The 16,145-nt window shown below is 54.6% G+C and carries 10 protein-coding genes and 1 pseudogene; all 11 read left to right on the top strand.

All coding sequences use genetic code 11. From position 1 onward, the window contains the following. Positions 1–15 precede the first annotated feature (15 nt). The 11 genes and pseudogenes from trbF (at position 16) to HMPREF3140_RS02235 (ending at position 16,105) form a co-directional block, all read left to right on the top strand. Positions 16–459 carry an F-type conjugal transfer protein TrbF gene (gene trbF / locus HMPREF3140_RS02280; protein ID WP_004152679.1) on the top strand — a complete coding sequence of 148 codons (444 nt, stop codon included), beginning with the start codon at positions 16–18 and terminating at the stop codon, positions 457–459. Beyond that, complete coding sequence (traH, locus tag HMPREF3140_RS02275) at positions 437–1,816, top strand: conjugal transfer pilus assembly protein TraH (RefSeq protein WP_011977731.1); 1,380 nt, start codon at positions 437–439, stop codon at positions 1,814–1,816. The genes trbF and traH overlap by 23 nt, the downstream gene beginning before the upstream one ends. Beyond that, the gene (gene traG / locus HMPREF3140_RS02270) at positions 1,816–4,638 is read left to right on the top strand and encodes a conjugal transfer mating-pair stabilization protein TraG (protein WP_023320108.1); all 2,823 of its coding nucleotides are present in this window, start codon (positions 1,816–1,818) and stop codon (positions 4,636–4,638) included. Before traH ends, traG begins: the two co-directional genes overlap by 1 nt. A gap of 23 nt (positions 4,639–4,661) precedes the next feature. Beyond that, positions 4,662–5,264 carry a hypothetical protein gene (locus HMPREF3140_RS02265; RefSeq protein ID WP_023280878.1) on the top strand — a complete coding sequence of 201 codons (603 nt, stop codon included), beginning with the start codon at positions 4,662–4,664 and terminating at the stop codon, positions 5,262–5,264. Positions 5,265–5,515: 251 nt separating this feature from the next. Further along, positions 5,516–6,247 carry a conjugal transfer complement resistance protein TraT gene (traT, locus tag HMPREF3140_RS02260; protein ID WP_032415736.1) on the top strand — a complete coding sequence of 244 codons (732 nt, stop codon included), beginning with the start codon at positions 5,516–5,518 and terminating at the stop codon, positions 6,245–6,247. A 190-nt stretch (positions 6,248–6,437) separates the two neighbouring features. Beyond that, positions 6,438–6,551: pseudogene (locus tag HMPREF3140_RS29180) on the top strand (hypothetical protein); the annotation flags it as partial. A 55-nt stretch (positions 6,552–6,606) separates the two neighbouring features. Continuing rightward, a complete protein-coding gene (gene traD, locus HMPREF3140_RS02255) occupies positions 6,607–8,919 on the top strand; it encodes a type IV conjugative transfer system coupling protein TraD (protein ID WP_048235023.1) in 2,313 nt (770 codons plus the stop codon). Beyond that, positions 8,919–14,180 (top strand): conjugative transfer relaxase/helicase TraI, encoded by a 5,262-nt coding sequence (traI, locus tag HMPREF3140_RS02250; protein WP_070552830.1) that lies wholly within the window; start codon positions 8,919–8,921, stop codon positions 14,178–14,180. The genes traD and traI overlap by 1 nt, the downstream gene beginning before the upstream one ends. Positions 14,181–14,259: 79 nt before the next feature. After that, positions 14,260–14,985, top strand: coding sequence for a type-F conjugative transfer system pilin acetylase TraX (gene traX / locus HMPREF3140_RS02245; protein WP_004206764.1), 726 nt, complete (start codon positions 14,260–14,262; stop codon positions 14,983–14,985). Between the two features lie 156 nt (positions 14,986–15,141). Continuing rightward, the gene (locus HMPREF3140_RS02240; protein WP_048235019.1) at positions 15,142–15,738 is read left to right on the top strand and encodes a fertility inhibition protein FinO; all 597 of its coding nucleotides are present in this window, start codon (positions 15,142–15,144) and stop codon (positions 15,736–15,738) included. Positions 15,739–15,757: 19 nt separating this feature from the next. Further along, entirely contained in the window at positions 15,758–16,105 is a 348-nt protein-coding gene (locus HMPREF3140_RS02235; RefSeq protein WP_023317518.1) for a DUF6404 family protein, read from the top strand. Positions 16,106–16,145: the final 40 nt, after the last annotated feature.

The raw sequence follows: 16,145 nt of genomic DNA, 5'->3' as shown, positions 1-16,145 counted from the left end.
TTAAGGAAAATAGCCATGAACAAATATATACGTTCGACGGGACTGTACGCGTTTTTATTTCCAGCAAGTTTAAAGGACTCCGGGCAGACAGCAGCCGAAAAAATTGAACAACTGAAGCCGGAATTTATCCACCGGGAAAGGCGTCTGGAAATCTATCTGGAATTATTCATTGTGTTTCTCACTGCAGGTGCTCTGCTGTTATGGATAATGAGATTTTTATTTAATCTCTGCGTGGATGACTGGATAGCCAGCGGCGACCTGCGAGTAAAAGACCTGTGGAATATTATGATGTACGCCATCCCTTATGCGCTGATTGCTGTTGGGGTGGGGTTCTTTGTTGCCGGAGTGACATTAGCGATCCGCAATTTTTTCAGTTATCACCTGAAGACCCTTTTTATTCTGAGAAATGACAGAGTTAAAAAGAATGCTGTGCGTAATGGAGGACTGGATGCGAATTAAACTTCTGTCACTCTTCTGCGGTGCCGTGCTTGGCCTGTCATTTAGCGCCGCCGCCGACGTAAATGGCGATATGAACAACTTCTTCAATAAGCTGGGCTTTGCGTCCAATACCAGCCAGCCGCAGGTCTGGCAGGGACAGGCTGCGGGTTACGCCTCCGGCGGTTCGCTGTATGCCAGAACGCAGGTGAAAACGATCCAGCTGGTCAGCATGACGCTCCCTGATATTAATGCCGGCTGCGGAGGGATTGATGCCTATCTAGGGTCATTCAGCTATATCAACAGCGAGCAGCTGCAGAGGTTCGCAAAACAAATCATGAGCAACGCCGCGGGGTACTTTTTTGATCTCGCTTTGCAAACCACGGTACCGGAGATTAAAACCGCAAAGGACTTCCTTCAAAAGATGGCCACTGACATGAACAGCATGAACCTCAGTTCCTGCCAGGCTGCTCAGGGAATTGTGGGTGGCCTGTTTCCTCGTACCCAGGTCGCTCAACAAAAGGTCTGCCAGGACATTGCCGGTGAAAGCAATATCTTTTCGGACTGGGCCGCCTCGCGCCAGGGTTGTACGGTGGGCGGCAAGATGGACAGCGTCCAGGATAAGGCCAGCGATAAAGACAAAGAACGTGTGATGAAAAACATCAACATCATGTGGAATGCCTTATCGAAGAACCGGCTCTTCGACGGCAATAAGGAGCTGAAGGAATTCATCATGACGCTCACCGGTACGCTGATTTTCGGGGAGAACAGTGAAATCACGCCGCTGCCGGCACGCACCACTGACCAGGATCTGATTAGAGCCATGATGGAGGGCGGCACGGCTAAAATCTACCACTGCAATGATTCGGATAAGTGTCTTAAGGTCGTTGCTGATGCGACCGTGACCATCACTTCCAATAAAGCGCTAAAAAGCCAGATTTCCGCTTTGTTAAGCAGTATCCAGAATAAAGCGGTGGCTGATGAAAAACTGACGGATCAGGAGAAAGGGTTTATCTCCAGCACCACCATTCCGGTATTCAAATACCTGGTCGATCCGCAGATGCTCGGGGTGTCTAACTCACTTATTTACCAGCTGACGGACTATATCGGCTACGACATCCTGCTGCAGTACATTCAGGAACTTATCCAGCAGGCCCGGGCGATGATTTCAACCGGTAATTATCCCCAGTCGACAATGGATATGATCATGGAAAACCTCAATCAGGCGAGTGTCCAGATTGCCGCTTTTCAGTCCCGTGTTCAGGTTCAGCAGGACGCCTTGCTTGTGGTTGACAGACAAATGAGTTACATGCGCCAGCAGGTCTCTGCCCGCATGATGACCCGCTACCAGAATAACTATCATTTTGGGGGGAATCTGTAATGCTTGAGATATATGCCATTGCTGGCGGCGACTGGTTACGGGGCAACCTGAACGCGATTGCGGCGTTTATGGGGACCAGCACATGGTCGACTATAGAAAAGATGTGTATCGCCATCTCGGTACTCATTGTGGCGGGGAACTGGGTAAAAAAACACAACGTAATGGACCTTATTGGCTGGGTCTTTTCCCTCACCCTGGTCTCTATGCTGGTTGTCATTCGTACCCCTGTGCAGATCATCGATTACAGTAACGTTGCGCAGGTCTATGAAGTCGATAATGTGCCTATTGGTCTGGCGATTCCGGCGTCGCTGACAACACGGGTAGGAAACGCGCTTATCCAGAGTTATGAGATGGTCTTCGCTCTGCCGGACAGTGTCACGTACAGTAAAACGGGGATGTTATTTGGCAGTAATCTGGTCGCGAAAAGTACGGATTTTTTGTCACAAAATCCTCAGATTACGACGCTGTTTTCCGATTACGTACAAAACTGTGTGATGGGCGATATTTTCCTCAATCATAAGTACTCTTTTGAGGAATTACTGAATTCACCTGATCCGTATACCCTGATTTTTGCAAACCCGAGTCCACTGCGTGGCGTGTTTGACAAAAACAACCAGTTCCAGACATGCGAGGAGGCCTCACGGGATCTGAAATCGGCTCTCGCGCTGGATACTCAGACAGGCGGTAAAACCTGGAACTACTATGTTCGTCAGTTGTTTGGCGGCAAACCTAATCCCGATCTGCTTTTCAGCCAGATGATTGGCGACAGCTACAATTACTTCTACAGCTCGGGACAGAGCGCCGGGCAGATTATCCGCCAGAACGTCACGATGAACGCCCTGCGCAGTGGGATCCAGAGTTATGCGGCCCGCAGCGGGGACACCGCCAGTCTGGTCAATATGGCTAACACATCATCCCTTGAAAAGCAGCGGCTGGCACAGGCCACAATGGGGCACCAGGCGCTTCGCACACTTCCGCTGATGCAGACCGTTATCATGGGGATAATGATTGGGATGTTCCCGATCATGGTGATGGCCGCCATGTTTAATATGATGACGCTGCAGGTGCTAAAGGGGTATGTGTTTGCGCTTATCTGGCTGCAGACGTGGCCATTACTGTTCGCCATCCTGAACAGCGCAATGGCCTACTATGCGAAGCAAAATGGCGTCCCAGTCGTTCTCTCTGAGTTGTCGCAGGTTCAGCTCAAAAACTCGGATATTGCGACCACCGCGGGCTATATTGCCGTGATGATACCGCCTTTGTCGTGGGGGATCGTGAAGAGCATGGGAGCAGCCTTCTCCAGTGCCTACAGCCATTTTTCTTCATCGGGTCTCAGTGCAACATCGCAGGCTGCCTCCGGCGTGGTGGACGGCAATTACTCGTTTGCCAACATGCAGATGGAGAACGTCAGCGGCTACAGCTGGGGTACCAACAGCACAACCAGTTTCGGACAGATGTCGCGGCAGCTGGCGAATGGAGGCATGAGCACGCAGACGCGGGATGGCTCGATGGTCTGGGACAGTGGTGGTGCAATGTCAAAACTGCCGGTGGATATCAACGTCGGTCGTCAGATAGCCAGTGCGCAGCAACAGATGGCCCGTGAGTCTGATGTCCAGGCCGAAAGTGCGCTGCATGGCTATAACAGCAGCGTGACAAGTGCCTGGAATAGTCTGCAGCAATTTGGCACCAATAAAGGGAACAGTGCATCAACAACGACCGGGGCCGATACTACCGAGTCTTCGCAGGATTCGATGGCCAGAAGCAAGATGATGAATGCTGTAGATTCGTATGCTAAAGCTAACCATATTAGCCGTGATGAAGCATTCGGCCAGCTTATGGACAAGTCAGTGAGAGGTGATGTTTCTGGCGAGGCTTATGTAGGAGCCAGAGGTGGTGTTGGATTCGAGCTCTTTGGTAATGGCGGTAAAGCTGAATTCGGTGGGAGGATGTCGGCGAGAGGGACAGCAAGTTCTGGATCTCAAGACAATACTACTGAGTCAGGACGCCAATCTAATGCTGACAATCATGATACCAGCAGTCAGGCAGTTAAAGACTTCAGAGAGTCTTCTGATTACTTCATCAACCAGAAATCAAGCCAGTCTGGAAACATCACTGATAACAATGCATCTTCTCGGGTTGATCAATTTTCCGCCTCTTTGGCCAGTGCGAAAAATAGCTATGACCAGTACACGACGAGCAAAACACGTAGCCATGAGTATAGTGAGATGGCCTCACGAACAGAAAGCATGAGCGGCCAGATGAACGAAAACCTGACTCAACAATTTGCTAATTTCGTACAGAAAAATGCCCCACAAAATGCTGAAGCTATTCTTACTGACACGTCTTCACCTGAAATCGCTGCCCAAAGGGAGCAACTGGCTCGTGAATTTGTGAAACAACAGGTTGAACCTAAAGTTGATGAGGCGTACCAGGAGGGCAGAAGAAACATTGGCGCAAATATGCCATCAGTTTCTGAAGGTAAAGGAAGCGGTACAGTATATGCGGACTACAACTCTCACGGTGATAGTATCGATGAGATGACCAAAAATGCAGGTATCAAAAATGATGTTCACCAATCGGTTGAACACATGGTTAGCGAAAACCAGCAAGCTCATAAGGATAGGCAAGATAGCATACATAAGCAGGAGGATGATGTTCAGAATGAACACACTCGTCTGGAAAACCACCATAATTTGGAAGGAAATAAATTTGAGAAAGAATACAATGACAAAAAGGCTGAACAGAGAGCACTTCCTGGAGCGGATACAAGAGACGAACTCCTAGCTAAGGCCCAGGAATTTGAGCGGAAGCATAAGCCCTAACTAAGGGGGGAGGAAAGTAAAATATGAAAATGATTGCTTTGCTACTTATTCAGGGTATATCGTGCCTATTAGCAGGATGGCGAGTATCAGAGACTATTTTTATAGTTGTAGCATCCGCGATGTGGTTGTTGGTGTTCAAATATGTTTTCATTAAAGTTGGTGCGAAAACAAAACGCCCAGTGCCTGATGTTAATAATCTTTATCTTGTTCTGACCGGAGTCTGTTGTATTGTTAATCCCATTGCCTGTTTGATAAGTATTGTTTTATACCCACTTTGGATTATGAATAAAGCACTAAAGTTTGCATCTGTGAAATTTAGTAATGATAATGAAAGTGCATTCGAAAATGGGATCGGCAGGAATTATGTCGGGAGAACACAATCATTGACAACCTTACCATACAAGGAAATGCTCTCCGAGCGGGAGTTTATGAGTTATCAGCTTGAGCATTGTTCTGACGGTTCAGTCAACCTCGACCAACCTAATAGTACATGTAGCAGTGCTATGGGGCCATATGGAAATGAGATATCTATAAATACCCATGATATTAATCCTGCGAGTGGGCTTCCTATGATTGAAAATGTAGACGTTGCAGGAAACGTGTATGGTATAGATCGGAATCATTAACAAATGATTAAGTCAATTTGACCACTAAAACTCAGCAGCGAGAGTGGCTGGTTTTAAAAAATGCCCCCCTCAAATTTGGCCTATCAATTATGGTGGTTAGTTGGTAGGCTAAAAATACATATACGAAATTATTAGTGCATTAATTTTAATAAATTTCCACTCAAATAAAAAGTTGGATATAGTAACTGCGCATTCTGGATGCAGAAATGGAATGTGTATGTCTCATAATGATTATGGCACAAGAAATTTGTATGCAATTAAATAAATTGATGACTGTTATGGTTGTCAGCTCTGCGCTGGCGTTGTCTGGATGTAGTGCAATGGGAACCGCTATTAAAAAGAGAAATCTGGAAGTAAAAACCCAGATGAGCGAAACAATCTGGCTGGAACCTTCAAATAATAAGACGGTTTATCTGCAAATCAAAAATACCTCTGATAAGGATATGAGTGGCCTGCAGGCAAAAATTGCCAGCGCCGTCACTTCAAAGGGATATCAGGTCGTCAGTAACCCGGATACGGCGGGCTACTGGATCCAGGCGAACGTGCTCAAGGCCGATAAAATGGACCTTCGTGAGTCTCAGGGCTGGTTAAGCCGGGGTTATGAAGGCGCAGTGACTGGCGCCGCGCTTGGGGCAGGGATTACCGCTTACAACTCCAGTTCTGCAGGGGCGACTCTGGGTGTAGGACTTGCAGCCGGTCTGGTTGGTATGGCTGCTGACGCGATGGTGGAAGATGTGAACTACACCATGATCACCGATGTTCAGATCGCGGAAAGAACCAAAACTCAGGTTCAGACTGATAACGTGGCCGTATTACGTCAGGGAACATCCGGCGCAAAAGTGCAGACAAGTACTGAAACGGGTAATCAGCACAAATACCAGACTCGCGTCGTCTCTAACGCTAATAAAGTTAACCTCAAGTTCCCTGAAGCCCAGCCTGTTCTTGAAGACCAGCTGGCAAAATCGATCGCTAATATTCTGTAAGCTTTCTATTCCACGGCCCGGTCCCCGGGCCATACTGGGATCCCCTTTCTGGTGTGTCATAATTAATTCGTCAAATAATCTATGAATTCCAGATCTGAACGGTGAACAGTTGCGCAATTTATTTGTGCATCTGTGAGGCGTTGCCGCCTTCGGCGGAATCTTTTCGTCTTTATTTGAATAGAGGTTATTTATGGCAATATCTGAACCTGTCAGGTCTCTTGAAACACATAAACTGATGCCTGGCGATATTTATCCACACCCTGCTATGGGGGAGGCTTATTCCCTGCAACCCCGTGAGGTCTGTTTTCACTGATTAATTTGTCCTTCCGACCCTAATAATTTACTGACGGATTAGTGCCATGAGTTTCAATGCCAAAGATATGACGCAGGGCGGTCAGATCGCCAATATGCGCTTTCGCATGTTTGGTCAGATTGCCAATATTATTTTCTACGTGCTGTTTATTTTATTCTGGGTACTGTGCGGGCTGATGCTGATGTATAGGCTTAGCTGGCAAACCTTTGTGAACGGCTGCGTATACTGGTGGTGTACGACGCTGGGTCCGATGCGCGATATTATTCGTTCCCAGCCGGTATACACCATTCAGTATTACGGTCAGTCGCTGGAATATACCTCAGAACAAATCCTGGCCGATAAATATACTATCTGGTGCGGAGAGCAGCTGTGGACCAGTTTCGTCTTTGCTGCCGTGGTTTCTCTTGTTATCTGTATCGTGACGTTCTTCATCGCCAGCTGGGTGCTGGGCCGCCAGGGGAAACAGCAGAGTGAGGATGAGAATACCGGCGGGCGCCAGCTTTCCGATAAGCCCAAAGAAGTGGCCCGCCAGATGAAGCGTGATGGTATGGCCTCTGATATTAAAATTGGCGATCTGCCTATTCTTAAAAACTCCGAAATCCAGAACTTCTGCCTCCACGGTACCGTGGGTTCCGGTAAATCAGAAGTGATCCGCCGGCTACTGAACTACGTGCGTGCACGTGGCGATATGGCCATCATTTATGATCGCTCCTGTGAGTTCGTCAAAAGCTATTATGACCCGTCACTGGATAAAATCCTCAACCCGCTGGATTCGCGCTGCGCGGCCTGGGATTTGTGGAAAGAGTGCCTGACGCTGCCGGACTTCGACAACATCTCCAACACCCTTATCCCGATGGGTACCAAAGAAGACCCGTTCTGGCAGGGCTCCGGTCGCACTATCTTTGCCGAAGGCGCGTACCTGATGCGTGAAGACAAGGATCGCAGCTACGAGAAGCTGGTCGATACCATGCTGTCCATTAAAATCGACAAGCTGCGCGCCTATCTGCAGAACACGCCGGCAGCGAACCTGGTTGAAGAGAAAATTGAGAAAACGGCCATCTCCATTCGTGCCGTGCTGACCAACTACGTCAAGGCTATTCGCTACCTGCAGGGCATTGAGAAGAACGGCGAGCCGTTCACTATCCGGGACTGGATGCGCGGTGTCCGTGAGGACCGACCCAATGGCTGGCTGTTTATCTCCTCCAACGCTGACACCCATGCTTCCCTGAAGCCGGTTATCTCGATGTGGCTGTCAATTGCTATCCGCGGCCTGCTGGCGATGGGGGAGAACCGTAACCGGCGCGTGTGGATTTTCGCCGACGAGCTCCCCACGCTGCACAAGCTGCCGGACCTGGTCGAAATCCTCCCGGAGGCGCGTAAATTTGGTGGTTGTTATGTGTTCGGTATTCAGTCCTATGCCCAGCTGGAAGATATCTATGGCGTCAAGCCTGCCGCCACGCTCTTTGACGTGATGAACACCCGGGCCTTCTTCCGCTCCCCGAGTAAGGAGATTGCGGAGTTTGCTGCCGGTGAAATTGGTGAGAAGGAAATCCTCAAGGCCAGCGAGCAGTATTCTTATGGTGCTGACCCGGTGCGTGATGGTGTATCGACCGGGAAAGAAAAAGAGCGGGAAACGCTGGTCAGTTACTCCGATATTCAGACGCTGCCTGACCTGTCCTGCTATGTCACGCTGCCCGGGCCGTATCCGGCCGTGAAACTGGCCCTCAAATACAAACCGCGTCCGAAAATTGCCGAGGGATTTATTCCTCGCACTCTCGATGCGCGGGTGGATGCGCGGCTCAGTGCGTTGCTTGAAGCGCGGGAAGCTGAAGGCAGTCTTGCCAGGGCACTTTTCACGCCGGATGCGCCGGCATCCGGGCCCGCTGATACAAACAGTCACGCCGGTGAACAACCTGAGCCGGTCAGTCAGCCTGCGCCAGCAGACATGACAGTATCTCCGGCACCGGTAAAAGCGCCGCCGACAACGAAGATGCCGGCAGAGGAACCTTCCGTCAGATCAACGGAGCCTTCCGCCCTGCGGCTCACGACCGTACCGTTGATCAAGCCAAAAGCAGCCGCTGCTGCCGCTGCAGCCGCAACAGTATCCTCTGCCGGTACCCCTGCTGCAGCTGCAGGCGGGACAGAACAGGAGCTGGCGCAGCAGTCTGCGGAACAGGGACAGGACATGCTGCCGGCCGGCATGAACGAGGACGGTGTCATCGAGGACATGCAGGCGTATGACGCCTGGCTGGCAGATGAGCAGACACAGCGGGATATGCAGCGGCGTGAAGAGGTCAATATCAACCACAGCCACCGCCACGATGAACAGGATAATGTCGAGATTGGGGGGAACTTCTGATGATGTCGATTGGCTCCGTTAAATCGGCGGGCAGTGCCGGTAATTACTATACGGATAAGGATAATTACTACGTCATAGGGAGCATGGACGAACGCTGGCAGGGTAAGGGGGCTGAGGCGCTGGGGATCGACGGGAAAGCCGTGGATAAGGCGCTGTTTACGGAACTGCTGAAAGGGAAGCTGCCGGATGGCAGCGACCTGACCCGGATACAGGACGGCGCCAACAGGCACCGGCCCGGTTATGACCTGACCTTCTCGGCCCCCAAAAGCGTGTCGGTCATGGCGATGCTGGGCGGCGATAAACGCCTTATCGATGCCCACAACCAGGCGGTAACCGAAGCGGTGCGGCAACTGGAGACGCTGGCCGCGACCCGTGTCATGACGGACGGTAAAAGCGAAACGGTGCTGACCGGAAATCTGATTGTGGCGAAATTCAACCACGACACGAACCGTAACCAGGAACCTCAGATACACACCCATGCCGTCGTCATTAACGCCACGCAGAACGGGGACAAATGGCAGTCTCTCGGCACAGATAAGATCGGTAAAACAGGTTTTATCGAGAACGTGTACGCGAACCAGATAGCGTTCGGGAAGCTTTACCGGGAGGCGTTCAAACCCCTGGTTGAGAAGCTTGGCTATGAGACGGAAGTCGTGGGCAAACACGGGATGTGGGAGATGAAAGGGGTCCCTGTGGAACCCTTCTCCACCCGGTCTCAGGAGGTCAGGGAGGCTGCAGGACCCGATGCCTCCCTGAAGTCACGGGATGTGGCCGCGCTCGATACCCGCAAGTCGAAAGAAGCCATCGATCCGGCAGAGAAGATGGTGGAGTGGATGAACACGCTGAAGGAGACCGGGTTTGACATCCGGGGGTACCGTGAGGCCGCCGATGCGCGAGCCGCAGAGCTGGCCCGTGCACCTGCCGCGCCGGTGAACACTGACGGTCCGGATATCACGGATGTGGTGACGAAAGCGATTGCCGGTCTCAGCGACCGCAAGGTGCAATTCACGTATGCCGACCTGCTGGCACGCACGGTCGGCCAGCTGGAGGCGAAGGACGGTGTGTTTGATCTGGCGAGAAAGGGCATCGATGCCGCCATTGAACGGGAGCAGCTTATCCCTCTCGATCGCGAGAAAGGCCTGTTCACCTCAAACATCCACGTTCTCGATGAACTCGCCGTCAAAGCCCTGAGTCAGGAGGTACAGCGCCAGAATCATGTCTCCGTCACGCCCGATGCGTCTGTGGTGCGCCAGGTCCCTTTCAGCGATGCCGTCAGCGTGCTGGCGCAGGATCGCCTGGTAATGGGTATTGTTTCCGGTCAGGGCGGTGCAACCGGCCAGCGGGAGCGGGTGGCCGAGTTAACCCTGATGGCCCGGGAGCAGGGGCGTGACGTCCATATCCTGGCGGCCGATAACCGCTCACGTGATTTTCTCGCCGGTGATGTGCGTCTGGCCGGGGAAACGGTGACCGGTAAATCCGCCCTGCAGGACGGGACGGCGTTTATTCCGGGCGGAACACTCATCGTGGATCAGGCGGAGAAGCTGAGCCTGAAGGAAACGATTTCCCTGCTCGATGGCGCGATGCGCCATAACGTGCAGGTCCTGCTCTCAGACAGCGGGAAGCGCAGCGGGACCGGCAGTGCGCTGACGGTGCTGAAGGACAGCGGCGTGAATACGTATCGCTGGCAGGGGGGCCAACAGACCACAGCCGACATCATCAGTGAACCGGATAAAAGAGCACGCTACAGCCGGCTGGCACAGGAGTTTGCTGTCAGCGTACGTGAAGGGCAGGAAAGCGTGGCCCAAATCAGCGGGACGCGTGAACAGAGCGTACTCAACGGCCTTATCCGTGACTCCCTCAGACAGGAGGGGGTGCTGGGTGAGAAAGACACGACCATTACAGCCCTGACGCCGGTGTGGCTGGACAGTAAAAGCCGGGGCGTGCGGGATTATTACCGGGAGGGGATGGTGATGGAACGCTGGGATCCGGAGAACCGGACGCACGATCGCTTTGTCATTGACCGGGTGACCGCGAGCAGCAATATGCTGACCCTGAAAGACCGGGATGGGGTCCGTCTGGATCTGAAGGTTTCCGCGGTCGACAGCCAGTGGACGCTGTTCCGGGCAGATACACTGCCGGTGGCAGAGGGGGAACGTCTGGCGGTGCTCGGGAAGATACCGGACACACGCCTGAAGGGCGGGGAAAGCATCACGGTGATGAAAGTGGAGGAAGGGCAGCTGACGGTACAGCGGCCGGGGCAGAAAACCACGCAGACCCTGGCCGTGGGCGCGGGCGTGTTTGACGGTATTAAAATCGGCCACGGCTGGGTGGAAAGTCCCGGCAGGTCGGTTAGCGAGACGGCAACGGTCTTTGCGTCGGTGACGCAGCGTGAGCTGGATAACGCCACCCTCAACCAGCTGGCGCAGAGCGGAAGTCATCTCCGGCTGTACTCGGCGCAGGATGCGGCGCGTACGACGGAGAAGCTGTCGCGGCATACCGCGTTCAGCGTGGTCTCAGAGCAGCTGAAGTCCCGATCCGGCGAGACGGACCTGGATGCGGCCATTGCGCAGCAGAAGGCCGGGCTGCATACCCCGGCAGAACAGGCCATTCACCTGGCCATCCCGCTGCTTGAGAGCCAGGACCTGACCTTCTCCCGGCCCCAGCTGCTGGCGACGGCAATGGAAACCGGGGGCGGGAAGGTTTCGATGGCGGACATCGACACGACCATCCAGGCACAAATCAGGTCGGGGCAGTTGCTGAATGTACCGGTGGCGCACGGCTACGGCAATGACCTGCTGATTTCCCGTCAGACCTGGGACGCCGAAAAAAGCATCCTGACCCACGTGCTGGAAGGTAAAGACGCGGTGGCCCCCCTGATGGACCGCGTGCCGGCCAGTCTGATGACGGACCTGACCGCCGGACAGCGGGCGGCGACCCGGATGATTCTGGAAAGCACGGACCGGTTCACGGTGGTTCAGGGGTATGCCGGGGTGGGGAAAACCACCCAGTTCCGGGCAGTCATGAGTGCCATCAGTCTGCTGCCGGAAGAGACCCGTCCGCGCGTCATCGGTCTGGCGCCGACGCATCGCGCGGTCGGGGAAATGCAGAGTGCTGGCGTGGATGCGCGCACGACGGCATCGTTCCTCCACGACACGCAGCTGCTGCAGCGCAATGGCCAGACACCCGATTTCAGCAACACCCTGTTCCTGCTCGACGAGAGCTCAATGGTGGGGCTGGCCGATATGGCAAAAGCCCACTCCCTCATCGTCGCCGGCGGTGGACGGGCGGTGTCCAGTGGGGATAACGACCAGCTGCAGCCCATCGCGCCGGGCCAGCCGTTCAGGTTGATGCAGCAGCGCAGCGCCGCCGACGTTGCCATCATGAAAGAGATTGTACGTCAGATGCCTGAGCTGCGACCGGCGGTCTACAGCCTGATTGAGCGGGATGTGCACCGCGCCCTGACCACCATCGAGCAGGTCACGCCGGAGCAGGTGCCGAGAAAAGAAGGCTCATGGGCGCCGGGCAGTTCTGTGGTGGAATTCACGCCAAAGCAGGAAAAGGCGATAGAAAAGGCGCTGAGCGAGGGGAAAACCCTGCCGGAAGGTCCGCCCGCGACGCTCTACGAGGCGCTGGTGAAGGACTATACCGGACGGACCCCGGAGGCACAGTCGCAGACGCTGGTGATCACCCATCTGAATAAGGACCGGCTGGCGCTGAACAGTCTGATCCATGACGCACGGCGGGAGAACGGGGAAACCGGCAAAGAGGAAATCACCCTGCCGGTGCTGGTCACGAGTAACATCCGTGACGGTGAACTGCGCAAACTGTCGACCTGGACGGCTCACAAGGAGGCGGTGGCGCTGGTTGATAACGTATACCACCGTATCAGCAAGGTGGATAAGGATAATCAGCTGATCACCCTGACAGACAGTGAAGGAAAGGAGCGATTTATCTCACCCCGGGAGGCATCGGCAGAAGGCGTCACGCTCTATCGTCAGGAAAAGATCACCGTGTCTCAGGGGGACCGAATGCGCTTCAGCAAAAGTGACCCGGAGCGCGGCTATGTGGCCAACAGTATCTGGGAAGTGCAGTTTGTTTCGGGTGACAGTGTCACGCTGTCTGATGGCAAAATCACCCGTACGCTGACCCCGAAGGCGGAGCAGGCACAGCAGCATATCGACCTCGCCTACGCCATCACCGCCCACGGTGCCCAGGGGGCCAGCGAACCGTATGCCATCGCGCTGGAAGGGGTGGCCGGTGGTCGGGAACAGATGGCCAGCTTTGAGTCTGCCTATGTGGCTTTATCCCGCATGAAACAGCATGTTCAGGTCTACACCGACAACCGTGAGGGCTGGATAAAGGCCATCAAGAATTCACCTGAGAAAGCGACGGCGCACGATATTCTTGAACCCCGTAACGACCGGGCGGTGAAAACAGCCGATCTGCTGTTCGGGCGGGCAAGGCCACTGGATGAAACCGCCGCGGGCCGGGCAGCCCTGCAGCAGTCCGGTCTGGCACAGGGAAGTTCACCAGGAAAATTCATTTCTCCGGGGAAAAAGTACCCTCAGCCGCATGTGGCGCTGCCGGCATTTGATAAAAACGGGAAAGCCGCCGGTATCTGGCTCAGCCCGCTGACCGATCGGGACGGACGGCTGGAGGCTATCGGCGGAGAGGGACGAATTATGGGCAATGAAGACGCCCGGTTCGTGGCGCTGCAGAACAGCCGCAACGGAGAAAGCCTGCTGGCCGGGAATATGGGGGATGGCGTCAGAATGGCCCGCGACAATCCCGATACGGGGGTGGTGGTGCGGCTGGCCGGTGATGACCGCCCCTGGAACCCCGGGGCCATGACCGGTGGGCGGGTATGGGCTGAACCGGCGCCGGTGGCTCCGGTACCGCAGGCCGGGGCTGACATTATCCTCCCGCCAGAGGTACTGGCACAGCGGGCGGCAGAAGAGCAGCAGCGCCGGGAAATGGAAAAAAAGGCGGAACAGACTGCCCGGGAAATGGCCGGGGAGGCGCGTAAAGCCGGCGAGCCGGCGGACCGGGTGAAAGAGGTTATCGGGGACGTCATTCGCGGACTGGAGCGTGACCGGCCGGGTACGGAGAAAACGACGCTACCGGATGATCCTCAGTTCCGGCGCCAGGAGGAGGCGATTCAACAGGTGGCCTCAGAACGTCTGCAGCGTGAGCGTCTGCAGGCTGTGGAGCGGGACATGGTTCGTGACCTTAACCGCGAGAAAACCCTCGGGGGCGACTGACGCGCCTGCGGCTTGTCTGCTCCGGCAGCCTCCCCGATTAAAATCGGGCAGTCTGCCGGAGCGCTAAAAGGAAAAAAACATGAGAGCACAACACACATTTCCAGGTGCGACAGACCGCTGGCTTCATCGCCTGCTGACCTGGGCACCGGGACAAACGGATATGATTAAAACGGTCGCACTGGTACTGATGGTGACTGACCACACCGGCTTACTGCTGGCCGGAAACAATGAAGTGATGCGCCTGCTGGGACGGGGCTGTTTTCCGCTGTTCGGTCTGGCATGGGGAATGAATCTGGCCCGGCACGCGGAAATACGCCAGTCGCAGCTGAACAGCCTGTGGGGCTGGGCGCTGGTCGCCCAGGTGTCGTTTATGCTCATCGGGTACCCGTGGTATTCCGGGAATATTCTGTTTGCCTTTGCCGTCACGGGCCAGGTCCTGCGGTGGGTCAGCCAGCCGTCCTGGTATTACACCCTCCCGGCGGCTGGACTGCTGGTCGCCTGGATACCCCTGTCAACCGCCAGCTACGGCATGGCCGGAGTGGGCATGCTCACCGCCAGCTGGCTGCTTTGTCGCGCACAGCATGCACAGGAACGGCTGGGATACGGGGTGCTGTGGGCCCTCATGGTGTTGCTGATGAATATGCATGACGTGAGTGAATCAGTGGCCGGGCTGGCGATTGCGCTGCTGACGCTGATGGTGTGCTCATCTGCCGGAGAACGTGTGAAACGCTTCTGGCCGCGGCAGTTCTTCGTGATGTTCTATGCGGTGCACCTGGCGGTACTCGGTATTGTCGTCACGATGTAAAAAAAAACCGGACACAGGTCCGGGGGGCGGGCACATTGCCCGTAAACGTGACAAAGGGGACATCATCGTTGTGTCCACTGCATTGCGAGGTGAAACGATGATACCGTTAGCGTATCGTATAGCACAGACCTGTAGCTTTTATTGATATGGCCCCTTATGAGTGAAGAAAAACGCCCTGTACTGAGCCTGAAACGAAAACCGGCGGAGAACAGTACGGCCCCCGCAGAGGCAACCCCTGCTCCTGGTGTGGTGCGCCGAAAGAAGGTCGTGGTGGTCTCGTCCCCGCCGGCCTGGAAGGCAAAAAAAGAGAAACTTGAGAAGGTTAAACAAGCGGCCGAAGCCGCCGCGCGCAACGCTGCGCCGGTGCCGGTTAAAGCGGTAAAGACGCCACCTCCGGTGCGTTATCTTCGCCTGCTGCCGCCGGAACAGGCCATTATGACGCTGAAGGCATTCTGGCCACAGCTGTTCGACGGAAACTCCCCCCGTCTGCTGGTAACGGGCATGCGCGAACAGCTGTTTGCCGATATTGTGAAGCGCGACCTGCCGCTGTCGCATAAACAGGTGATCAAGTGCCTGAAGAGTCTGACCCGGTCTGCGGGCTATCTGTCCCGGATGAAGGTGGGGGCCTCCCGCTATGATCTGCAGGGGAATGCCGTCGCGACCGTCACCGCAGAGGAAGCGCAGTACGCCAGTGAGCGCATGATGAAAGAACTCCTGCGAACGGAGCGTATGCGGAGCCAGTCTGCTGACTGAATACAATCGGGGAGAGGAAATGGATTTTGAAGCGCGGAAACAAAAGGCGCTGGCGATAATGGCCAGCCGTAAGATGTGGAAAAGCAATTATGCACCGCTTCTGATACGCCTGCTGTGGCGGCTGGGGATAAAGATTCCCCCTCTGCCGTTTGCTCCGCTCTGGCAGGTTTTTGGCGTGATGACAGCCTCTTTCTCCGTCGGATACGGGCTGTGGATGTACTGGATGGTGTGGCGGGCCCAGGGGATGTCCCCCCTGTTCGCTTGTAAAATCAGTCTTATCGCCGGCGTGTTATTTGGCCTGACGATGGCGTTGTTTCATCTGTGGCGCCGAAAGGTGAATAAATTACCTGACTGGAAAGATTTATAACGGAATCAGAAGAACGCCGGAAACAGGACTTACCCTGGCT

The sequence above is a fragment of the Klebsiella sp. HMSC16A12 genome (assembly GCF_001808265.1).
In the GTDB taxonomy this organism is placed as follows: Bacteria; Pseudomonadota; Gammaproteobacteria; order Enterobacterales; family Enterobacteriaceae; genus Klebsiella; species Klebsiella pneumoniae.
Note: the sequence above shows the minus strand (reverse complement) of the source record. Positions and strands in the feature narration are given on the sequence as shown.

Coding starts and splice junctions, on each gene's coding strand:
- traT (WP_032415736.1), top strand. CDS start 5,516: ATGCAATTAAATAAATTGATGACTGTTATGGTTGTCAGCTCTGCGCTG.
- trbF (WP_004152679.1), top strand. CDS start 16: ATGAACAAATATATACGTTCGACGGGACTGTACGCGTTTTTATTTCCA.
- traG (WP_023320108.1), top strand. CDS start 1,816: ATGCTTGAGATATATGCCATTGCTGGCGGCGACTGGTTACGGGGCAAC.
- HMPREF3140_RS02235 (WP_023317518.1), top strand. CDS start 15,758: ATGGATTTTGAAGCGCGGAAACAAAAGGCGCTGGCGATAATGGCCAGC.
- HMPREF3140_RS02240 (WP_048235019.1), top strand. CDS start 15,142: ATGAGTGAAGAAAAACGCCCTGTACTGAGCCTGAAACGAAAACCGGCG.
- traH (WP_011977731.1), top strand. CDS start 437: ATGGAGGACTGGATGCGAATTAAACTTCTGTCACTCTTCTGCGGTGCC.
- traX (WP_004206764.1), top strand. CDS start 14,260: ATGAGAGCACAACACACATTTCCAGGTGCGACAGACCGCTGGCTTCAT.
- traD (WP_048235023.1), top strand. CDS start 6,607: ATGAGTTTCAATGCCAAAGATATGACGCAGGGCGGTCAGATCGCCAAT.
- HMPREF3140_RS02265 (WP_023280878.1), top strand. CDS start 4,662: ATGAAAATGATTGCTTTGCTACTTATTCAGGGTATATCGTGCCTATTA.
- traI (WP_070552830.1), top strand. CDS start 8,919: ATGATGTCGATTGGCTCCGTTAAATCGGCGGGCAGTGCCGGTAATTAC.